The organism is Streptococcus sp. S784/96/1, from assembly GCF_902729355.1.
Taxonomy (GTDB): Bacteria; Bacillota; Bacilli; order Lactobacillales; family Streptococcaceae; genus Streptococcus; species Streptococcus caledonicus.
In genome coordinates this window covers 13,767-34,461 of sequence record NZ_CACVCC010000009.1, presented here as the reverse complement: position 1 = coordinate 34,461, position 20,695 = coordinate 13,767, and the positions used below count along the sequence as shown (strand labels likewise).

General features: G+C 37.3%; 20 protein-coding genes and 1 pseudogene. 19 read left to right on the top strand and 2 right to left on the bottom strand.

Translation table 11 applies throughout. The annotated features are described in order from the left end of the window. Positions 1-34: 34 nt before the first annotated feature. The 11 genes from GZ996_RS04640 to GZ996_RS04590 all read left to right on the top strand — a co-directional run bounded on the left by GZ996_RS04640 (position 35) and on the right by GZ996_RS04590 (position 10,604). Positions 35-448 carry a Spx/MgsR family RNA polymerase-binding regulatory protein gene (locus tag GZ996_RS04640; protein WP_156805138.1) on the top strand — a complete coding sequence of 138 codons (414 nt, stop codon included), beginning with the start codon at positions 35-37 and terminating at the stop codon, positions 446-448. Then, on the top strand, positions 441-719 hold the full coding sequence (locus GZ996_RS04635) for a UPF0223 family protein (RefSeq protein WP_156805139.1): 279 nt from the start codon (positions 441-443) through the stop codon (positions 717-719). Before GZ996_RS04640 ends, GZ996_RS04635 begins: the two co-directional genes overlap by 8 nt. After that, a complete protein-coding gene (locus GZ996_RS04630) occupies positions 709-1,473 on the top strand; it encodes an inositol monophosphatase family protein (protein ID WP_162011442.1) in 765 nt (254 codons plus the stop codon). Before GZ996_RS04635 ends, GZ996_RS04630 begins: the two co-directional genes overlap by 11 nt. Positions 1,474-1,535: 62 nt before the next feature. After that, complete coding sequence (locus tag GZ996_RS04625) at positions 1,536-2,849, top strand: RsmF rRNA methyltransferase first C-terminal domain-containing protein (RefSeq protein WP_161980707.1); 1,314 nt, start codon at positions 1,536-1,538, stop codon at positions 2,847-2,849. 114 nt (positions 2,850-2,963) lie between these two features. Next, positions 2,964-3,842: a phosphate ABC transporter substrate-binding protein PstS family protein gene (locus GZ996_RS04620; RefSeq protein WP_162011441.1), complete on the top strand. Its 879-nt coding sequence runs from the start codon at positions 2,964-2,966 to the stop codon at positions 3,840-3,842. 1 nt (position 3,843) lies between these two features. Further along, positions 3,844-4,761, top strand: a complete 918-nt coding sequence (gene pstC / locus GZ996_RS04615) for a phosphate ABC transporter permease subunit PstC (RefSeq protein WP_156805143.1) — start codon at positions 3,844-3,846, stop codon at positions 4,759-4,761. Next, positions 4,751-5,638, top strand: coding sequence for a phosphate ABC transporter permease PstA (gene pstA / locus GZ996_RS04610; protein ID WP_161980706.1), 888 nt, complete (start codon positions 4,751-4,753; stop codon positions 5,636-5,638). Before pstC ends, pstA begins: the two co-directional genes overlap by 11 nt. A 116-nt stretch (positions 5,639-5,754) precedes the next feature. Continuing rightward, entirely contained in the window at positions 5,755-6,558 is an 804-nt protein-coding gene (pstB, locus tag GZ996_RS04605; RefSeq protein WP_156805145.1) for a phosphate ABC transporter ATP-binding protein PstB, read from the top strand. An 8-nt stretch (positions 6,559-6,566) separates the two neighbouring features. Continuing rightward, the gene (gene pstB, locus GZ996_RS04600) at positions 6,567-7,325 is read left to right on the top strand and encodes a phosphate ABC transporter ATP-binding protein PstB (protein ID WP_162011440.1); all 759 of its coding nucleotides are present in this window, start codon (positions 6,567-6,569) and stop codon (positions 7,323-7,325) included. Between the two features lie 29 nt (positions 7,326-7,354). Beyond that, positions 7,355-8,008, top strand: coding sequence for a phosphate signaling complex protein PhoU (gene phoU / locus GZ996_RS04595; RefSeq protein ID WP_156805147.1), 654 nt, complete (start codon positions 7,355-7,357; stop codon positions 8,006-8,008). A gap of 61 nt (positions 8,009-8,069) precedes the next feature. After that, positions 8,070-10,604, top strand: a complete 2,535-nt coding sequence (locus GZ996_RS04590) for a M1 family metallopeptidase (RefSeq protein ID WP_162011439.1) — start codon at positions 8,070-8,072, stop codon at positions 10,602-10,604. 45 nt (positions 10,605-10,649) lie between these two features. On the opposite strand, the pseudogene GZ996_RS04585 reads toward GZ996_RS04590, so the two are convergent. Beyond that, positions 10,650-10,800 (bottom strand): annotated as a pseudogene (locus tag GZ996_RS04585) (IS3 family transposase); the annotation flags it as partial. 466 nt (positions 10,801-11,266) lie between these two features. On the opposite strand from GZ996_RS04585, the gene GZ996_RS04580 reads away from it, so the two are divergent. From GZ996_RS04580 to GZ996_RS04545, 8 genes are all read left to right on the top strand, one after another. Beyond that, positions 11,267-12,046: a gamma-glutamyl-gamma-aminobutyrate hydrolase family protein gene (locus GZ996_RS04580; RefSeq protein ID WP_161980704.1), complete on the top strand. Its 780-nt coding sequence runs from the start codon at positions 11,267-11,269 to the stop codon at positions 12,044-12,046. An 18-nt stretch (positions 12,047-12,064) separates the two neighbouring features. After that, complete coding sequence (locus tag GZ996_RS04575) at positions 12,065-13,522, top strand: APC family permease (RefSeq protein WP_162011438.1); 1,458 nt, start codon at positions 12,065-12,067, stop codon at positions 13,520-13,522. A 17-nt stretch (positions 13,523-13,539) separates the two neighbouring features. Next, positions 13,540-13,926 (top strand): RidA family protein, encoded by a 387-nt coding sequence (locus tag GZ996_RS04570; RefSeq protein WP_156805151.1) that lies wholly within the window; start codon positions 13,540-13,542, stop codon positions 13,924-13,926. Then, positions 13,923-15,062, top strand: coding sequence for a trans-sulfuration enzyme family protein (locus GZ996_RS04565; RefSeq protein ID WP_162011437.1), 1,140 nt, complete (start codon positions 13,923-13,925; stop codon positions 15,060-15,062). Before GZ996_RS04570 ends, GZ996_RS04565 begins: the two co-directional genes overlap by 4 nt. 98 nt (positions 15,063-15,160) lie before the next feature. After that, the gene (pepV, locus tag GZ996_RS04560; protein WP_162011436.1) at positions 15,161-16,585 is read left to right on the top strand and encodes a dipeptidase PepV; all 1,425 of its coding nucleotides are present in this window, start codon (positions 15,161-15,163) and stop codon (positions 16,583-16,585) included. Between the two features lie 79 nt (positions 16,586-16,664). After that, on the top strand, positions 16,665-17,339 hold the full coding sequence (locus GZ996_RS04555; protein ID WP_162011435.1) for a helix-turn-helix transcriptional regulator: 675 nt from the start codon (positions 16,665-16,667) through the stop codon (positions 17,337-17,339). A gap of 508 nt (positions 17,340-17,847) precedes the next feature. Next, positions 17,848-18,522: a response regulator transcription factor gene (locus GZ996_RS04550; RefSeq protein WP_161980700.1), complete on the top strand. Its 675-nt coding sequence runs from the start codon at positions 17,848-17,850 to the stop codon at positions 18,520-18,522. Then, the gene (locus GZ996_RS04545; protein WP_161980699.1) at positions 18,515-19,822 is read left to right on the top strand and encodes a sensor histidine kinase; all 1,308 of its coding nucleotides are present in this window, start codon (positions 18,515-18,517) and stop codon (positions 19,820-19,822) included. The genes GZ996_RS04550 and GZ996_RS04545 overlap by 8 nt, the downstream gene beginning before the upstream one ends. Before the next feature lie 315 nt (positions 19,823-20,137). Here GZ996_RS04545 and GZ996_RS04540 read toward each other — a convergent pair whose 3' ends face one another. Beyond that, positions 20,138-20,659 (bottom strand): topology modulation protein, encoded by a 522-nt coding sequence (locus GZ996_RS04540; protein WP_161980698.1) that lies wholly within the window; start codon positions 20,657-20,659, stop codon positions 20,138-20,140. Positions 20,660-20,695 lie beyond the last annotated feature (36 nt).

Genomic DNA, 20,695 nt, shown 5'->3' with positions numbered 1-20,695 from the left:
AGTGTAAATATGTAAGGATAAAGGCGGTTTTGACATGATTACGCTATTTTTATCGCCTAGCTGTACCAGTTGTCGCAAAGCCAGGGCATGGTTATTAAAGCACGACGTTGAGTTTCGCGAACATAATATTATTACTAGTCCTCTTTCACGTGAGGAATTACTAGACATTCTATCTTTCACTGAGAATGGGACTGAAGATATTATTTCGACACGATCTAAGGTGTTTCAAAAGCTTAATATTGATGTTGATGAATTGTCTATTTCAGAATTAATTAAGCTAATTGCGGAAAATCCTAGCCTTCTCCGTCGTCCTATTATCATGGATAAGAAACGGATGCAGGTTGGTTTTAACGAGGACGAAATCCGTGCTTTTTTACCGCGTGATTATCGCAAACAAGGACTACGACAAGCAACTATTCGAGCAGAGATTGAGGGAAGACATGCATAAGAATTATTCTTATCCACTTGATTTGACTTGGAGCACTGATGAGATTACTTCAGTGCTTTCTTTTTTGAATCAAGTTGAATTAGCATATGAGGCGAAGGCTGATGCTGAAAATTTATTGAATAGCTATGCTATTTTTAAAAGTATTGTTAGAAGCAAAGCGCAAGAAAAACAAATTGATCGTGAATTTGAAGCAACGAGTGGTTATTCAACTTACCGTGCTGTGCAAGCAGCAAAGAGCAAAGGAAAGGGTGTGATCTCACTTGGAAAATAAGTTTGCCTTTGCTCAAGATTTAATCAAAAAAGCTGGTCAATTAGTGATTGAGCAAATGAAAGATGTTTTTGATGTCACTGTCAAGACCACTCAAGATGATGTAGTGACATCTATTGATATTGCTATTCAAAACTTCTTGATTCAAAGCATTGCAGAGCATTACCCTGAGGATCATTTTTTAGCAGAAGAGGAAAATTGTCAGCATGGGATTTCAGTGGGGAATGTATGGGTAATTGATCCCATTGACGGGACACTAAATTTTGTGACTCAAAAATCTGATTTTGCGATTATGATATCTTATTTTGAAAAAGGCAGTGGTCAGTTTGGGTTGATTTATGATGTCATGGAAGATAAACTCTATTCAGGTGGCGGAGTGTTCTCAGTAACATGTAATGATGAAAAATTACCTGTTTTTGATGGTCGTCCCTTATCTCACTCACTGGTTGCTTGTAACACAGGTATGCTTTTAAAAAATAGTTACGGGGTACAGGAACTCTTAAAACATTCACTTGGGGTGAGGAATTATGGATGTGCCGCTTTAAGTATAGTAAGAGTGCTTAATAACCAACTTTGGGCTTATATTTCAAATGTTTATCCCTGGGACTATGCTGCGGCTAATGTTTTGGGACAAGCTCTTGGATATGAGTTGATGACACTTGATGGTAGTGACATTGATTATACCAATCGTCAAATGGTTATTTTTCTTCCTAGTCAATATAAAAATACTATTCAAGAATTACATTTTAGATCATGAAACTGAGGTTACTCGGTTTCATTTTTTTTGCTTAAAGATACTGATTTTAGTATAATATAGACATGTATTTACCTGAAAAATTTATTGAAAAATATACGCATCTTTTGGGGAAAGAAGCAGAGCAGTTTCTAGAAACGTTTGAGTCTGACCCAATTTCAGCGTATCGGATAAATCCTCTTAAAGCTGGACAAAAAATATTTTCTGACCCAATTCCTAATACTCCTTGGGGATTTTATGGTAAGGTCTCTGGAAAAAGTGCAGAGCATGTTACAGGCTTGGTTTATTCTCAAGAACCTGCTGCTCAAATGGTTGGTCAAGTTGCTGCTCCAAAAAAAGGAATGAGAGTTTTGGATCTTGCGGCTGCCCCAGGCGGAAAATCAACGCATCTACTCAGCTATTTACAAAATACGGGTGTCTTAATTTCTAATGAAATATCCACAAAACGTAGTAAGATTTTGGTTGAAAATATTGAGCGATTTGGTGCTAGAAATGTTGTTGTAACGAATGAATCGGCTGATCGACTTACCCAAGTCTTTGCCTCTTACTTTGATTTAATTGTCTTTGATGGACCATGCTCTGGTGAGGGAATGTTTCGAAAAGATCATGAAGCTACTCAATACTGGCATGAAAAATATCCTAAAGAATGCGCTAAATTACAGCAGTCCATTTTGGAAGATGCGATGAAAATGTTAGCTCCCGGAGGTCGCTTAGTTTATTCAACGTGCACTTGGGCTCCTGAAGAAAATGAAGAAATTGTTAAGTGGTTGCTTGATACCTATAATCTAGAGTTACTCAATATTCCTAAGATTAACGGTATGGTAAAGGGAATAGAGTTTTCAGAGGTTGCTCGCATGTACCCACATCGTTTTAAAGGTGAGGGGCAGTTCGTGGCACATTTGCGAGACACACGTCAACCTGAGCATAAATTAAGAAAGATGAAAGCAGCAAAATCTAATCTTACTAGTGAACAGTTGTCGCTTTGGCAAGATTTTGCTAAAAAGCATCTTGCAATTAAATTATCAGGTTTATTGCAAACTTTCGGTGACCAACTCTATTTGTTACCAGATGGCTTACCTGATTTGAAAAAGTTAAAGATTGCTCGAAATGGTTTACATTTGGGAACCTTTAAGAAAAAGCGATTTGAACCTTCTTTTGCCTTAGGGGTAGCTTTATCTCCTAATGATGTAGAACAGTTTATAAAAATTGATATAGAACAGTTTGAGATTTATGTTGCTGGAAATACGATTAGTTTGCCAGAGTCATTACCAAATGGTTGGTACCAGATAGTCGTAGAAGGCAATGGCATGGGTTTTGCAAAGGTTGTCGGCAATACAGTAAAAAACTATTTCCCTAAAGGTTTACGATTTAATTTTTAAGTGTTATGGAATACAATTTATAAAAATATCCTAGATACCAAGAGTTTTCATATGTTATGATGTAATAGTGTGGTATTTCGCAATGGTTTTCAGAAAAAATGAAAAGGAAAAATGATGACTATAAAAAAACAATCTAAGTGGCAACGTCTTGTCCTAATTAGTTTGTCAGGAATGATTCTCTCGGCATGTTCTAGTTGGATTGATCGTGGGGAATCTATTACTGCTGTAGGCTCTACAGCGCTACAGCCCTTAGTTGAAGCAGCAGCAGATGAATTTGGATCAATTAACATTGGAAAATCCGTTAATGTTCAGGGAGGGGGGTCAGGTACTGGACTTTCTCAAGTACAGTCTGGAGCTATTGAGATTGGTAATTCAGATGTGTTTGCTGAGGAGAAAGACGGTATTGATGCTTCTGCTCTAGTCGATTATCAAGTAGCAGTTGCTGGGTTGGCTATTATCGTTAATGAGAAGGTAACCGTAGATAATTTAACGACTGAACAACTTCGTCAAATTTTTGCTGGTGAAATTAAAAACTGGAAAGAAGTTGGTGGTTCTGATTTAGACATTACTATTATTAACCGGGCAGCTTCGTCTGGTTCTCGTGCAACCTTTGATAGTATCGTTATGGATGGAAAATCAGCTAAACAGAGTCAGGAACAAGATTCAAATGGTATGGTTAAATCTATTGTAGCTCAGACTCCTGGTGCGATTTCTTACCTTGCTTTTGCTTATGTTGACGATTCTATCAACACGATGAAATTAAATGGTTTTGCTCCAACACCAGAAAATGTGGCAACAAATGATTGGCCAATTTGGTCTTATGAACACATGTATACTAAAGGTAAAGCAACTGCTTTGACAAAAGAATTTTTAGATTACATGCTTTCAGAAGAAGTACAAGAAGGTATCGTTGAAAGTATGGGGTATATTTCGATCAATGATATGGAAGTGACCAAATCAGCTGACGGTGTGGTTACTGAGAAGGAGGACTAAGATGAAAAACGAAGAATTAGCTAAAAAACTGATGTCTCCTTCTAAAAATTCAAGATTAGAAAAATTCGGTAAAACAATAACCTTCTTATGCCTTGCTTTGATTGTTTTCATTGTGGCAATGATTTTAATTTTTGTTGCTCAAAAAGGCTTATCAACATTCTTTGTTGACGGTGTAAGTATTGGAAACTTCCTATTTAGTGGCACATGGAATCCAAGTCAGGGAGAATTTGGTGCTCTTCCTATGATTATGGGATCTTTTATCGTTACTATTTTATCTGCTCTGATTGCCACACCATTTGCTATTGGTGCAGCAGTCTTTATGACTGAAATTTCTCCTAAATATGGTGCCAAAATTCTTCAACCGGCAGTTGAGCTTTTGGTTGGTATTCCATCAGTTGTTTATGGATTTATAGGTCTTCAAGTGGTTGTACCATTTGTACGTTCTATTTTTGGTGGTACTGGTTTTGGTATTCTTTCAGGGGTATTCGTTCTCTTTGTTATGATTTTACCAACCGTCACTTTTATGACTACCGATACACTTCGTGCTGTACCTCGTCATTATCGTGAAGCAAGTCTTGCTATGGGTGCTACGCGTTGGCAAACCATTTGGCGGGTGACTCTTAATGCGGCTCGTCCGGGTATCTTCACAGCTGTTATTTTTGGCATGGCTCGTGCTTTTGGTGAAGCTCTGGCCATCCAGATGGTGGTTGGTAATTCAGCTGTTATTCCAACTTCATTAACAACACCGGCTGCGACTTTAACTTCTGTCCTTACAATGGGAATTGGTAATACGGTTATGGGAACAGTTCAAAATAATGTGCTATGGTCATTAGCCCTAGTATTACTTTTCATGAGTCTTGCCTTTAACATGTTAGTCAAATTTATTACGAGAGAGAGAAAGAGAAATTATGCACGCTAAAAAAATGGATAAATTAGCGACAGGTGTCCTTTATACTATTGCTGGTATCATCGTTACAATACTAGCGTCGCTTATTCTTTATATCTTACTTCGTGGTGTTCCGCATATTAGTTGGGATTTCTTGACAGGGAAGTCATCCTCTTATAAGGCAGGCGGGGGAATCGGAATTCAACTTTATAATTCCTTTTTCTTACTTGTGATTACACTGATTATCTCAGTTCCTTTATCAATAGGAGCAGGAATATACTTGGCTGAATATGCGAAAAAGGGGCCGTTAACGAATTTCATTCGTACTTGTATTGAGATTTTATCATCACTACCATCAGTGGTTGTAGGCCTTTTTGGTTATCTTATCTTTGTTGTTCAGTTTGAATATGGATTTTCGATTATTTCAGGTGCGTTGGCGCTCACGGTCTTTAACCTTCCTCAAATGACGCGGACCGTAGAAGACAGTTTACGGACTGTTCACCACACTCAGCGTGAAGCAGGATTAGCTCTTGGAATTTCGCGCTGGGAAACAGTTTTCCATGTGGTTATTCCAGAAGCTCTCCCTGGGATTGTCACTGGTATCGTCCTAGCTTCGGGTCGTATTTTTGGTGAAGCGGCAGCCCTTATTTATACTGCTGGGCAATCTGCACCAGCAATGGATTGGAGTAATTGGAACCCACTTAGTGTTTCAAGCCCTATATCACCTTTTCGTCAAGCAGAAACATTAGCTGTCCATATTTGGAAGGTCAACAGTGAAGGAACAATCCCAGACGGAACTTTTGTGTCAGCAGGATCTGCTGCTGTTCTTTTGATTTTTATCTTGATTTTCAACCTTGTTGCTCGTCGTCTTGGAAAAATCCTCCATGCAAAATTAACATCGGCTGAATAATGTCATACCGCCATACCTATGAAAATATGAGAGACATTTAGATGTCTGTTGTTGCTCAGTTTCATTTTGAGTGGAACATAGGTCACTGGCTAGGTATCTTACTATAAGGAGACCACATGTCAGAATATAACTGGAATGAACGTCATATTATTACTTTCCCGGAAGAAAAAACAATCCTTTCTACTAAAGACCTTCATGTTTATTATGGTCAAAAGGAAGCTATTAAGGGAATTGATATGCAGTTCGAAAAAAATAAAATTACGGCTCTTATTGGTCCGTCGGGCTGTGGAAAATCAACCTTTCTTCGTAGCCTTAATCGTATGAATGACACCATTGATATCGCTAAGGTAACTGGAGAAATTACTTATCAGGGAATCAATATTAATGCTCCAGAAATCAATGTCTATGAAATGCGTAAACATATTGGAATGGTATTCCAACGTCCAAATCCATTTGCAAAATCTATTTATAAAAACATTACTTTTGCATATGAACGTGCAGGAATGCGAGATAAAAAAGTTCTGGATGAAATCGTTGAAACGTCTTTGAAACAAGCAGCGCTTTGGGAACAGGTTAAAGATAGTCTTCATAAATCTGCTTTCACGCTTTCAGGTGGTCAACAACAAAAACTTTGTATTGCTCGTGCAATTGCTGTTAAACCGGATATTTTATTGATGGATGAACCAGCTTCAAACCTTGATCCAATTGCAACCATGCAGTTAGAAGAAACCATGTTTGACCTTAAAGAAAATTACTCTATCATCATTGTAACTCACAATATGCAACAGGCTGCTCGTGCTAGCGACTACACAGCATTTTTCTATCTGGGGGATTTGATTGAATATGATAAAACCAAAAATATCTTCCAAAATGCGACTCTTAAGTCGACTAATGATTATGTTACAGGACATTTTGGATAGGAGGTACCATGTCAGAACCTATTTTACAAGTGAAAGACTTGTCGGTTTACTATAGCCAGAAAAAAGCTTTAAACAGTGTTAGTATGGATTTTCACCCCAATGAAATAACGGCTCTAATCGGACCATCTGGTTCAGGGAAATCAACTTTACTACGTGCAATTAATCGTATGGGAGATTTGAACCCTGAATGGACTCTAACAGGCTCAATCAGCTATAATGGGCATAATATTTATAGCCCGAGTACGGATGCAGTAGAACTTCGTAAAGAAATTGGGATGGTCTTTCAGCAGCCCAATCCTTTCCCAATGTCAATTTATGAGAATGTTGTCTACGGTCTTCGTCTAAAAGGAATTAAAGACAAGTCCATCTTAGATGAAGCAGTTGAAAAATCTTTAATTAGAGCTTCAATTTGGGATGAAGTTAAAGATCGGCTTCATGATTCATCGCTAGGGTTATCTGGTGGACAACAACAACGTGTCTGTATTGCTCGAGTTTTGGCAAATAGTCCGAAAATTTTGTTAATGGATGAACCTACATCCGCTCTTGATCCGATTTCTGCTGGAAAAATTGAGGATACTCTTTTCGGATTGAAAAAAGAGTATACATTACTTCTTGTCACACGATCAATGCAACAAGCATCGAGGATTTCAGACCGTACAGGTTTCTTCTTAGATGGTACTCTCATTGAATATGATAAAACCAAAGAAATGTTCCTCAGTCCTAAAAATAAAGAAACCGAAGACTATATTTCTGGTAAATTTGGGTAATCTCTTACGACTTACGAAAGGAAAAATATATGTTACGTGCACAATTTGAAGAAGAATTATCTAAACTTCACAATCAATTTTACGCAATGGGGACTGAAGTTTTAGCTCAAATTAACAATGCCGTTCGTTCATTTGTAACGCATGACCGTGAAATGGCTAAGGAAGTTATCGAAAGTGATGATATTGTTAATGCTTACGAAACACGCTTAGAAAAAAAATCTCTTGAAATCATTGCGCTTCAGCAACCAGTGGCACATGATTTACGAACTGTTATCACTGTTTTGAAGGCCTCGAGTGATGTGGAGCGTATGGGAGACCATGCTTCAGCTATTGCCAAAGCGACTATTCGTACCAAGGGTGAAGAACGTATTGCCGAAGTAGAAGAAGAAATTCGCAAAATGGGGAAAGATGTTAAGCGAATGGTAGAAGAAGCACTTGAAGTCTACATGTCAGGTGATGATGAAAAAGCTTATGAAATAGCTGCGTCAGATGAACTAATTGACAACATGTTCAAAGACATTCAAAATCTTGCTGTTAAACGTATTCGTGAAAATCCAGACACGGTATTTGCAGGAAAAGAATATTTCCAAGTTTTAATGTACTTAGAACGTATCGGAGACTACGCTAAAAATATCTGTGAGTGGGTTGTCTACCTCAAAACAGGAAAAATTGTTGAATTATAAAAAATATGGTAAAATGAGTAGTATTAATCTACTCATTTTTTTTTAGATTTAGGAGAATGTTATGTCAGTAGAACGTCTGATTACTAAATTCATTCCAGAAAATTATAATCTTTTCTTGGATATTGATCGACCAAGTAAAACCTTTAATGGTAATGTTGCTATTAGTGGTGAAGCCTTGGATAACCAAATGTCGTTGCATCAAAAAGATTTAACGATTACGTCTGTTTTGTTGGATAACGAAAAATTAACTTTCCATATAGATGATGACAATGAAGCAGTACATATTGACTTACCTGAAACAGGGAGTTTGACACTTGTTGTTGAATTTTCAGGTTACATTACAGATAACATGTCTGGTATATACCCATCTTATTATACGGTTGATGGTGTGAAAAAGGAAGTTATTTCAACACAATTTGAAAGTCACTTTGCTCGCCAAGCCTTCCCATGTATTGATGAACCAGAAGCAAAAGCTACTTTTGATTTCTCAGTGAAGTTTGACCAAGGAGAGGGTGAAATTGCCTTGTCAAATATGCCAGAAACTAATAGTGAGCGTCGTCAAGAGACTGGCGTATGGACTTTTGATACAACACCACGCATGTCATCTTATTTATTAGCCTTTGCTCTCGGTGATTTACACGGTAAAACAGCCTATACTAAAAATGGAACTCTTGTTGGTTCTTATGCGACGAAAGCTCACAAATTGAGTGAACTTGATTTTTCATTGGATATTGCGGTGCGTGTGATTGAGTTCTACGAAGATTATTTTGGTGTCAAATACCCAATTCCTCAATGTCTTCATGTTGGTTTGCCAGATTTCTCTGCTGGAGCTATGGAAAACTGGGGACTTGTGACTTATCGTGAGGTTTATCTCTTAGTTGATGACAATTCAACAGTATCAAGTCGCCAACAAGTTGCTCTTGTAATTGCTCACGAAGTAGCTCACCAATGGTTTGGTAACTTGGTGACAATGCAGTGGTGGGATGACCTATGGCTCAATGAATCATTTGCCAATATGATGGAATATATTGCAGTTGATGCGATTGAACCAACTTGGAATATTTTAGAAGATTTCCAGACATCAGGAGTTCCAGCAGCCCTTAAACGTGATGCAACGGATGGTGTTCAATCAGTACATGTTGAAGTTAACCATCCTGATGAAATTAATACCTTATTTGACCCAGCTATTGTTTACGCGAAGGGAAGCCGTTTGATGCATATGCTTCGCCGCTGGTTGGGAGACGATGATTTCCGTGCAGGGCTTAAAATTTACTTTGAACGTCATCAGTATGGTAATACTATTGGACGTGACCTTTGGAATGCCCTTTCAGAAGCTTCAGGGCGTGATGTTGCAGCCTTTATGGATTCATGGTTAGAACAACCAGGATATCCATTAGTAAGTGCAACCGTTGAAAATGATACATTAACCATTTCCCAAAAACAATTCTTTATTGGTGAAAATGAGGAAAGTGGTCGTCTATGGCAAGTGCCACTCAATAGCAGTTGGACTGGTTTACCAGATACGTTAACAGAAGAATCGGTAACGGTACCAAACTTTAGTGAGCTAGCTAGCCAAAACGAAGGAGCTTTGCTCTTTAATACCGGTAATACAGCGCACTACCTCAGCAAATATGAGGGAGAATTACTTGATAGGATTATGTTTAACTGGCCAAGTTTAGATAAAATTTCAAAACTTCAAGTGATTCAAGAACGTCGTTTCCTAGCTGAAAGTGGTGTTATTTCTTACAGTGAATTAATTCCATTAGTAGCTGAGTTGACGGAAGAAACAGATTATACCGTTCTAGATGCGATTAACTATGTTTTAGATGGATTAAAACGTTTTATCGAAGAAGGTAGTGAAGAAGAAACTGCTTTCAAATCAATGATAGAGAGCATTTTCCATAGAAATTATGAGCGTCTTGGTTTTGATAAACAAGAGGGTGAGACAGACGAAGATGAGTTTGTTCGTCAATATGCTATTGCAAATATGCTTTATGCAGACAATGCTACGGCTATTGAAAAAGCAAAAGTTATTTTTGAAGAATATAAAGATAATATTGCGAATATTCCAGCAGCAGTTCGTTCCTTTGTTTTGATTAACCAGGTGAGACATGCTGAGACCGCTGAATTGACAAAACTATTGTTAAATACTTATTCTGAAACAACAGATGGTGTCTTCCAACGTCAATTAGCAGCAGCGCTTACTGAGACGCAGGATATCCAGACACTTCAAACAATTATTGAAGCGTTTGAAAATAAAGATATTATTAAGCCTCAGGATCTCTCAACGTGGTATGCGACTTTCCTTCGTAAATCATTTGCACAAGAGGCAGTTTGGTCGTGGGCTCGTCAAGATTGGGATTGGATAAAAGGAGCTCTTGGTGGAGATATGAGTTTTGATAAATTTGTTATCATTCCAGCAGCAATCTTTAGGACAGAAGGACGCTTAGCAGAATATAAAGCATTCTTTGAGCCACAATTATCTGATATGTCTTTGAGTCGCAATATCTCTATGGGGATTAAAGAGATTTCAGCGCGTGTAGCACTAATTGAGGCTAATAAAGCTGCTGTGTCAGCTCAACTTTTAGCAAAATAATGAAAAGGATTAGCATAGTACTGACTTGAAAAGTTAGAGAAATAGTTATTGAAAGGATTTAGTTCTGCATTGTACAGGACTAAGTCTTTTTAGTTTTAATACGTTTGTTGTTGTCATAAAAAATGTAATCTGTAATCGCTGTTTCCAAGTTCTCAAAAGACTGGAGTATGTTCTCAAACTCATAAAACATCTCAGATAAAACTTGCGAACTGAACTCTATCTATTACCCTTGTAGATAAGCTGAGTACAGTTAGCGGTTTATGGACTGGTTGGATGATGGGGACCTCGTTTGATTCTATTATGAATCTTTTCCGGTGCTTTCCTTAGCAATTTGCCTATTTGTCAATTGGATTTTCCTTTACCGTTTCCAATATTCAATCGGATACTGTTCCGTGATTGTCAAGTGTCTGATTTCTAGTATAAATGATATTTCATCTCAGAGAAAGCTTCTAAATATGTTTGTAGTGAACTTATATTATATCTCTCTGAGATGTTTTTTTGATGCTCTTAAAGTCGATAACTTAGTTTTAGAACCATCAAAAAATATAGATAATTATATTTTTAAAAAAAATTATAAAAATATATTGCAAACGGTAACAAAAAGTAGTATGATGTATTTATAAAAAATTATAAAAAAATAAATATCTATAAAGGAGATGGATATGTGTTATAAAAAAACACCGATTATTGGTATTTCTGCCAGTATTATCGTAGATCAAGGAGGGATGTTTCCTGGTTACCACCGTGCCTATGTTAATGAAGACTACGTTCATTCGATTACGCAAAATGGTGGAATTCCGATGATTCTACCGGTTTCTTCTGATCGAGAAGTTTTAGATGGTTATATGGAAGGGATTGACGGTTTGTTATTATCAGGCGGGCATGATATCTGTCCGTTGAACTATGGTGAAGAACCAAGTCCAAAATTGGGAGATACTTTCCCAGCACGTGACCAGTTTGACTTTGCTTTGCTTGAAAAAGCTAAAGAGAAAAATATTCCTATTTTAGGCATTTGTCGTGGAGCTCAGATTATCAATGTAAACCATGGCGGGACTCTATGGCAAGATTTATCTTATGCCAATCAACCTTTTTTGAAGCATTGGCAGGAGCATTATCCAGATTTAGCAACACATTCTATTATTCTGGAAAAGGACTCGCTCTTGATGCAGATTTTTGGGCAGGAAAAAATGTTAGTTAATTCTTTCCATCACCAGATTGTACGTGAAGTAGGAGAGAACTTGCGAGTTGTCGCACGCGCGATGGATGGTGTGGTTGAAGCTATTGAACATACTGATTATCGTTTTATGATTGGCGTACAGTGGCATCCAGAGATGCTACATAAGAGTATACTAGAAATGAATCAGCTCTTTAAAGCATTTATTGAGGAAGCAAAGGTTAAACCAGTAGCTCGTGTTGAAAAAGCGACTGAGTTGGTTAGTTAGAAAGTACAGGTTTTTATCATGAAAAAGAAATTAGGATTCTATTCTATTGTATTATTGACAATTAACTCTATTATTGGGACAGGAATTTTCCTTTCGCCTGGTGCGGTAGTGGCCAAATCAGGCGACAAAGCGCTATTGATTTACTCTTTTGCAGCTATTTTTGCGGCGGTATTAGCGATTACGTTTGCGGCAGCTGCCAAGTATGTTTCAAAAGGTGGGGCTGCATATGCTTATACTAAGGCAGCCTTTGGCGATAATCTCGGATTTTATGTTGGAATTACGCGCTACATCGCAGCAAGTATTGCCTGGGGCGTTATGGGAACGGGTGTTGTCAAAACGGTTCTTAGCATTTTCAAGTTAGATAGCAGTAATCTTTTATTGGTAACAGTTGGTTTTATTTGTTTGATGGGCATTCTATTAGCTATTAATTTAGCAGGTACTCGATTCCTTGAGATTATTAATAATCTATCAACGCTTGGGAAGGTGGGTGCCTTGATTACAACTATTGTAGTTGGTTTAGGAATTGTCCTCTTTACACAGGTCAACGAATTTGGCAATATTCACACTTTGACAGATGCTGCTGGTGTGCCACTTGGTTATAATATGGATATTTCTAGTTGGGTAATGGCGGTAATTGCAGCATTTTATGCCTTTACAGGTTTTGAAAGTGTGGCAAGTGGAGCAGAAGATATGGAAGAACCGGAAAAAAATCTTCCACGTGCTATTCCACTTGCAATTGCTATTGTAGCAGCTATTTATGTTGGTATTGTAGGTGTTGCTATGATGATTAATCCACAAGCTATTATTAGTACAACAGAAGTTGTTGCCTTGGCAGATGTTTTTAGCAATCCGATCATCCGTAGTGTCATTATTCTCGGAGCCTTGGTGTCTATGTTTGGTATAAATGTTGCAGCTTCTTTCCACACTCCACGTATTTTAGAGGCGATGGCTCTTCAAGGACAGATTCCAGTTTTCTTTGCGAAACGTACAGATAAAGATTTTCCAGTGGTAGCCTTCTTCATAACAATTGGAATCGCCATTCTATTGCCAATGGCCTTCCGATTTGATATGACAAGTATCATGGTATTGAGCTCTATTTCGCGTTTTATCCAGTTTATCGTTGTACCGTTAGCAGTCATGGTATTCTATTTTGGACGGGAACGTGGGCAAGCCCTTCAAGATGTTAAGAAAAACTTTGTTGTAGATGTGATTATTCCAGGAATTGCCGTGATTTTAACAGTTGTTTTACTCTACAATTTTAGCTGGACGCAACAATTTACGATTGTTCTTGAAGATGGAAGTGTACTTCCAAATACCTTTGCGATTGTGGCAATGGTGATTGGTTATATTGTCTTGCCATTTATCTTGATGATTTGGCAACACATGCGTAAACAGACGCAGGAACAAATGATTGAAAAAAAAAAAATCGCAATAGAAAAAACAAGGCAGGGAGAGGGGAAACTTAATTCCTGCTGAATAAATGAGGTGAAAATATGATTGAACGTTTAACAAGTACAAAAATTCCAGCAGCTGTAGGCAGTTATTCATCGGCTAGCAAGGTGGGGAACCTGATTTTTACATCAGGTCAATTACCCATCAATGCTGAAACTGGGAAAATTGATCAGCCAACATCTATTGAGTGGCAGGTGGAGCAATCTTTGAAAAATATAAAAGCTATTTTAGAAGATAATGGATCGTCCATGGAGGCGATTATTAAAACGACAGTTTACCTAGCCGATATCGCTGATTTTAATTCTTTTAATGGTGTTTACCAGACCTTTTTCCAAAATGGTTTTCCAGCTCGGACGGCATTTGAAGTAGGGAATCTTCCGATGGGAGCTTTAGTGGAAATTGAAGCAATCGCTGAGGTTCTCTCATGAAAGATAATACAAAACTACTCCATGGCTATACTGTTTTGGATGAATATACTGGTGCAGCTTCTGTACCGATTTATCAAACATCTACTTTTAACAATTCAGAACTCTATTGCGCGCAGCAAAAACATCTCTATACACGTTTTTCAAATCCAACAACAGATGCTCTTGAAGATGGCTTTCGTTGTTTAGAAAATGCAGCATATGCTGTAAGTTTTGCTTCTGGTATGGGGGCTATTTCAAATGTACTCATGTTGCTGAATGCGGGAGACCATGTCATTTTTCCTAAAGAAGTATATGGAGGAACTTGCCAATTTGCGACTACTATTTTGCCGAAATATCAGATAAAAACGAGTTTTGTTGATCTGGCAAATGTGGATGAAGTGGCTACGGCTATTCAGCCGAATACCCGTATGATTTATATGGAAACGCCATCCAATCCATTGTTGAAAGTCTGTGATATTAAGGCGCTGGTATCTCTTGCTAACCAAAAGGGGATTATGACAGTTGCGGATAACACTTTTATGACCTCTCTTTTCCAAGATTGCTTGGCTCTAGGTGTGGATATTGTAGTAGAAAGTGTTACTAAATTCATCAATGGACACAGTGATGTTGTAGCTGGTTTGGCGGCGACCAATAATGAAGACTACTATCACCAACTGAAATTATTCCAAAAGAATTTTGGAGCAATTTTGGGGGTAGAAGATGCTTGGCTGATTCTTCGTGGTATGAAAACTATGGGAATTCGTGTAGACCATGCAGTCAAAAATGCTCAAACTCTTGCAGAATTTTTGGAACATCATCCTAAAATTAAGCATGTTTATTATCCAGGATTGACTAGTCATCCTAATCATGATATTCATATGATGCAAGCGAAGAATGGTGGTGCTGTTTTGTCTTTTGAATTGGGATCAAAGGAAGACTTATTAACATTTACAAAACGGATTCAAATTCCGATTTTAGCAGTAAGTTTAGGTGGTGTAGAGTCTATTCTATCGCATCCAGCAACGATGTCTCATGCTTGCTTAACACCTGAAGAACGAGTTGAACAAGGAATAGTTGATGGGCTCTTACGCTTGTCCTGTGGTATTGAAAATATCGAAGACTTATTAGCTGATTTTGAACAAGCCTTAAACTTTTAATCCATTATCATTTCAAGAGATAGGCTCCTTAGGGGCTTGTCTCTGATTTTTTTAAATGAGTTGAGAGAACTTCAAAAACTCTCTTAGAAGAAGGAATTATGACAATTGATTGGTATCAAGAAGTAGTATCAAGAAAAGAAGCATTACTAGCAGATGTTGAGCGACTTTTACGTATTGACTCTGTTAGGGAAGATGACTGTGTCACCACTGCTTATCCAGTAGGACCCGGTCCCAAAGCTGCTTTGGATGAATTTCTCTTAATGGCCCAAGAAAATGGCTTTTCGTATCAAAGCTTTGGCCCTTTAGTTGCCCATGTAGATTGGGGGGAAGGAGAGGAATTATTTGGACTTTTAGGTCATGTTGATGTGGTGCCAGCAGGAGACGGCTGGGATAGTGATCCCTTTTCTCCTACTTATCAAGAGGGTAAGTTGATTGCGCGTGGGGCTCTGGATGACAAGGGTCCACTCGTTGCAGCATTTTTTGCCATGAAACTTTTAAAGGAAATGGGATTTGAACCACATAAGACTGTTCGCATGATTGTGGGAACGGATGAAGAAAGTGAATGGAAGTGCCTTAAATATTATCAAACACAAGTAAAGTTGCCAAAAACTGGTTTTGTCCCAGATGCCTATTTTCCTATTGTTAATGGAGAAAAAGGTAATGCTTCTATTGTGATTCGTTTTGCTAGTGACACTAGAGAATCATCTGAGCTGGTATTAGATAGTTTTGAAGCTGGTCTACGAGAAAACATGGTACCTGATAAGGCGGTTGCTTGTATCAGTGGACGTGGACTATTGATATTGGCCAAAGATTTTTCGGATTTCTTACAAGTTCATCCAGAAATTCAAGGTCAGGCTGAGGTGGAAGGACAGAATCTTTCACTCACTATTCATGGGAAATCCGCTCATGGTGCTAAACCCGATGTGGGAACGAATGCTGCAAGTTACCTAGCACTTTTTTTGAGTCGTTATAAGTTTAATCGTTCATCGGCTAATAAATGGATAGAATTTATAACTAAGATTCTACACCAAGATGTCTGGGGTGAAAAATTAGGTATTGCTTATGAGGATGCTTGTATGGGGCGTTTGACTAGTAATTTAGGTTTGGCTACGTATAATGATGAAACAGGAGGGAGTCTTACGCTAAACATTCGTTATCCACGAGGGGTGCAAGTATCTTCTTGGTATCCCTACTTATTACAAAAATTGAAAGAGAAAGATGCGATGATCCAAGTCCAAGTGACAGACAACCAAGAACCGCATTATGTTCCAGGGAATCATCCTCTGGTACAAACTCTCTTGAAGATTTATCATGAGCAAACAGATTTACCTGCATACGAACGTGTCATTGGAGGAGCGACCTATGCTCGTCTCATGCCAGAAGGTGTAGCCTTTGGTGCACTTTTTCCAGATGCCCAGGATACCATGCACCAAGCAAACGAATATATTTTAGTCGATCATCTTTTAGCTACCTGTGCTATGTATGCACAGGCCCTATATGAATTAACCTGTAGAACATACTAGAGTGATAGGGATGTTAGAATGCGTAGCAATAAGTTGATAAAAAAATAGCGATGTGATACAACTATAGTTGGAGGTGGCCATGAATTTACAATTAAAATCCTATATTCCACTCATTGATTTTTTAGCTGTAGTCTTGGGAAAAGACACCGAAATTGTATTGCAAGATTTCACAGATGGGTTAGATCATTCTGTAGTCTATATAAAAAATAATTTATCAGGACGTGACGCGGGTGCACCAGCCACAGATTTTGTCTTAGATGTGTTTAAGTCTAAAATTTACAAAGAAAAGGACTATCTGGTTAATTATCGGACAAAAACAATCGCAGGAAAGGAATTATTCTCATCTAGTTATTTTATCAAGGATGAGGATAAAAAACTGCTAGGTATGATTTGTATCAATTCGGATAAATCTAAACTTTTGGCCTTGAGACAACTCTTTGTAGCTAGCATAGAGAGTTTAGACCAAGCACTGATGATTGATAGTCCATCAACGGAGAGTCAAACGGAACCAATCATTGAGAATTTTTATTCTACTGCTGAGAATTTGATTGAAGCAAGCATTATACAAGAAACACAGGGAAAAGACCTTAACAAGTATAATTTGACTCGTTTAGAGAAAATTTCTATTGTTCGTTCTCTTTATCAGAAAGGATTTTTTGATTTGAAAGATGCTGTTTCTAAAGTAGCTGAGGCTTTTCGTATGTCAGAAGTTAGCATTTATAAATACATTCAAACGGTTAAGCAGGAAGATTAGCAACCATATAGAAAAAAGCTATGAAATTCAGTTTAGTTTCATGGCTTTCTTTTATGGTCATCTTAGTCAGATAGATTTATTTGTTTACTTTACCTAGAACCTCTCAAATCTCAGTGGAGTAAGGGAGGATTTCCCCGATATTTTTTGACCCCTTCACGAATCTGCGTTTTATATTGAAGGCCATATTTCTTAGCAATGGTACTCGGTTCGCAACTTTGGGTACTGAGGTAGTCCTTGACGAACTGCAATTTAAACTTGAATGAATACCTTTTGAATTTCCGACTTTTTTTGCTCTTTTTTGCTATAAGAAAAGATTTCCTTTATAAGAACAGTAGCGTATACTTTTCACACAGTATATGACAATGGAGCTATTTAAGTTATAGCCTAGTCTTTTTAGTTCTTTTTAAGAAAAATAACATATACTTAATTAAGAAGTTTGTTGGTCCTTTCACTTTTGCGAAAGGATCAATAATGTTATAATAACTTGAATAAAAAAAGAGGTGGTTTGATGATTAAAATTTTACTTGTTGAAGATGATTTGAGTTTATCAAATTCAATTTTTGATTTTTTAGATGATGGATTTGCAGACGTTATGCAGATTTTTGATGGTGCTGAGGGGATTTATGAGGCAGAGTCAGGGATTTACGACCTCATTCTTCTTGATCTTATGTTACCTGAGAAAGATGGTTTTCAAGTATTAAAAGAACTGCGTGCCAAAGGCATTACAACGCCTGTATTGATTATGACTGCTAAAGAGAGCCTCGATGATAAAGGACATGGATTCGAATTAGGAGCAGATGATTATTTGACCAAACCTTTTTATTTGGAAGAACTAAAAATGCGTATTCAAGCTCTGCTCAAACGTGCAGGGAAACTAACTGATAATAATCTTGTTTACGGGAATGTCTCAGTTGAGTTGTCAACTAATAGGACATTTGTTGATGGTTCCGAGGTGGAGTTACTTGGAAAAGAATTTGAACTACTTATCTATTTTTTACAAAATCAAAATGTCATTTTACCTAAGACTCAAATATTTGATCGTTTATGGGGGTTTGATAGTGATACAACCATCTCTGTTGTCGAAGTGTATGTTTCGAAAATTCGTAAAAAATTAAAAGGTTCTGATTTTGTAGAAAATCTCCAAACCTTACGAAGCGTGGGGTATATATTAAAAAATGGTTAGAGCACTAGCTTTGTGGCGAACAGATAAAGAAAATCCCAAAACATTTTTCAGATTTTTATCTGTATTTACAGGGATTTTTGTTATTATGACAGCTATTATTCTTCAAATTATTCGAATGGGTATCTATTCTTCGGTAGATACTAGTCTTGAGAATGCAGTAGCTTCTGTAGACACCTATGTTAATATGGCAATGACACGAAAATTATATTTTGAAAATATAGATACAGGTGTTGTTATTGAATCGTTTCCTAACAACGAAAAACCTAAAGTAAAATTGATGAACGTGGATGCACTTTTTTATGATGAAGACGGCAATCTTTTTAATACTGCAGATGCTTTTTCAAGTTTTTCTAATGTCATTCTCAATAGGCGTCATTTGAGAAAGATTGTAGAAGGGGAGACGATTAGCCCTTATGGACAGGTCGAGAGTTATCATTCAGTTACGGTAGCTGTTGCTAATAGTCAATATCCTCAAGTGAAGTATGCTACTTTTTTAGTCAGCATCAAACAAATTAAAGAGTCTACACAACGTTCCGTTACAATTATTATTACGGTTATGATTCTATTTTGGTTTGTCTCTGTCGGCATGAGTGTCTATTTATCTTATTGGTCACGAAAGCCAATTATGGAAAGTTATGAAAAGCAAAAAAGTTTTGTTGAAAATGCAAGCCATGAGTTGCGTACACCGTTAGCAGTTTTACAAAATCGTTTAGAGACCCTCTTTCGAAAGCCAGAGTCAACGGTATTAGAAAATAGTGAAAATATAGCTTCTAGTTTGGAAGAGGTTCGAAATATGAGGATTTTAACCACCAATCTTCTGAATCTGGCACGCAGAGATGACGGCTTACTTCTAGAAATTTCTGACATTTCTTCTAGTTTTTTTGATGATATTTTTGAAAATTATCAGATAATTGCTGAGGATGCTGGTAAACAGTTTAATTGGAATAATTTGGTCAACAGGCCAATCAAATCGGATAAAACGCTAATTAAACAGTTGATGACCATACTATTTGATAATGCTGTTAAATATACGGATTCAGATGGAAAAATTCAATTTGAAGTAAAGACAACGGATAAGCATTTCTTTATTACAGTAATCGATAACGGATATGGTATCAAAGATGAAGATAAAAAGAAGGTTTTTGATAGATTCTATCGAGTAGATAAGGCAAGGACTCGTCAAAAGGGTGGCTTTGGTTTGGGGTTGTCTTTAGCTAAACAAATTACAGATTCACTTGGAGGGCAGATTATGATAAAAGATAATAGTCCTAAAGGAACTATTTTTGAAGTTAAGTTATAAGAAAATCAATAAAAAAGAGAGTGAGACAAAAATCGTTAAATCGTCAAAAAATGACGATTTCGATTTTGTCGTCTCACCTCCGCACAGTTGATTAAGATGGCCGCTAACGATTGCGGAGCAAGGGTTTAGGACTCCCAATCAACCACTGCGTCAAACTGTTATTACTATTAGAACGAGAAGGTTGAGATATTTATGTCTCAGCCTCTTAAATTTTAATGTAAGGATCCTTTAACGCAATAGATGATTGGAGGTCTGCAACTTAATACCTCTTCATTCTGAAGTATACGATTGTGATTAATCTTGTTCGCTTTATTTTCAGACCTTTTGAACTGTGATGCTTTTCAGAAATTGATTAATGGCTTTTTGATTAGTGAGGATAATAGATTTATCTTGATACTTTTGACAGATTACTTCAAAGAATTGCATCCGTTTAGGTCTGCGAGAATGAAAGAGTGCAAAGTATAAAAAGTTCCAATCCATTTTTTCTGGACAACCGATAGCCCTATCAGACCGATCTCTACCACGGTAGACGATGTAGCGTTTCAAAATACGGAAAAAAGTATTCCAACGATTAAAGTTAAGATAAATAATATAATCTGCTTGAGTAAGCCGTTCTTCAAAAAGGTACTTAGAATAAACACCATCAATCACCCAAGAGGTGTTTAGAGATAAAAAAGTGGCTAATTGCTTGATAAAATCGTCAGGAGTACGACTTTCCCAGTTTGGTAGAAACTGTAACGTATCTAGATGGAGACAGGAAATGTCATAATGGGAGGATAGCTTTTTAGCTAAGGTTGATTTACCTGATCCACTATGGCCAATAATAACAATTTTCATAGACCTTCCTTATAAAAGTGGACAAAAAAACGACCG

What these genes read in the sequence shown, in the direction of transcription:
- GZ996_RS04640 (WP_156805138.1), top strand. Translation starts at nt 35, where the DNA reads ATGATTACGCTATTTTTATCGCCTAGCTGTACCAGTTGTCGCAAAGCC.
- GZ996_RS04635 (WP_156805139.1), top strand. Translation starts at nt 441, where the DNA reads ATGCATAAGAATTATTCTTATCCACTTGATTTGACTTGGAGCACTGAT.
- GZ996_RS04625 (WP_161980707.1), top strand. Translation starts at nt 1,536, where the DNA reads ATGTATTTACCTGAAAAATTTATTGAAAAATATACGCATCTTTTGGGG.
- GZ996_RS04620 (WP_162011441.1), top strand. Translation starts at nt 2,964, where the DNA reads ATGACTATAAAAAAACAATCTAAGTGGCAACGTCTTGTCCTAATTAGT.
- pstC (WP_156805143.1), top strand. Translation starts at nt 3,844, where the DNA reads ATGAAAAACGAAGAATTAGCTAAAAAACTGATGTCTCCTTCTAAAAAT.
- pstA (WP_161980706.1), top strand. Translation starts at nt 4,751, where the DNA reads ATGCACGCTAAAAAAATGGATAAATTAGCGACAGGTGTCCTTTATACT.
- pstB (WP_156805145.1), top strand. Translation starts at nt 5,755, where the DNA reads ATGTCAGAATATAACTGGAATGAACGTCATATTATTACTTTCCCGGAA.
- pstB (WP_162011440.1), top strand. Translation starts at nt 6,567, where the DNA reads ATGTCAGAACCTATTTTACAAGTGAAAGACTTGTCGGTTTACTATAGC.
- phoU (WP_156805147.1), top strand. Translation starts at nt 7,355, where the DNA reads ATGTTACGTGCACAATTTGAAGAAGAATTATCTAAACTTCACAATCAA.
- GZ996_RS04590 (WP_162011439.1), top strand. Translation starts at nt 8,070, where the DNA reads ATGTCAGTAGAACGTCTGATTACTAAATTCATTCCAGAAAATTATAAT.
- GZ996_RS04580 (WP_161980704.1), top strand. Translation starts at nt 11,267, where the DNA reads ATGTGTTATAAAAAAACACCGATTATTGGTATTTCTGCCAGTATTATC.
- GZ996_RS04575 (WP_162011438.1), top strand. Translation starts at nt 12,065, where the DNA reads ATGAAAAAGAAATTAGGATTCTATTCTATTGTATTATTGACAATTAAC.
- GZ996_RS04570 (WP_156805151.1), top strand. Translation starts at nt 13,540, where the DNA reads ATGATTGAACGTTTAACAAGTACAAAAATTCCAGCAGCTGTAGGCAGT.
- GZ996_RS04565 (WP_162011437.1), top strand. Translation starts at nt 13,923, where the DNA reads ATGAAAGATAATACAAAACTACTCCATGGCTATACTGTTTTGGATGAA.
- pepV (WP_162011436.1), top strand. Translation starts at nt 15,161, where the DNA reads ATGACAATTGATTGGTATCAAGAAGTAGTATCAAGAAAAGAAGCATTA.
- GZ996_RS04555 (WP_162011435.1), top strand. Translation starts at nt 16,665, where the DNA reads ATGAATTTACAATTAAAATCCTATATTCCACTCATTGATTTTTTAGCT.
- GZ996_RS04550 (WP_161980700.1), top strand. Translation starts at nt 17,848, where the DNA reads ATGATTAAAATTTTACTTGTTGAAGATGATTTGAGTTTATCAAATTCA.
- GZ996_RS04545 (WP_161980699.1), top strand. Translation starts at nt 18,515, where the DNA reads ATGGTTAGAGCACTAGCTTTGTGGCGAACAGATAAAGAAAATCCCAAA.
- GZ996_RS04540 (WP_161980698.1), bottom strand. Translation starts at nt 20,659, where the DNA reads ATGAAAATTGTTATTATTGGCCATAGTGGATCAGGTAAATCAACCTTA.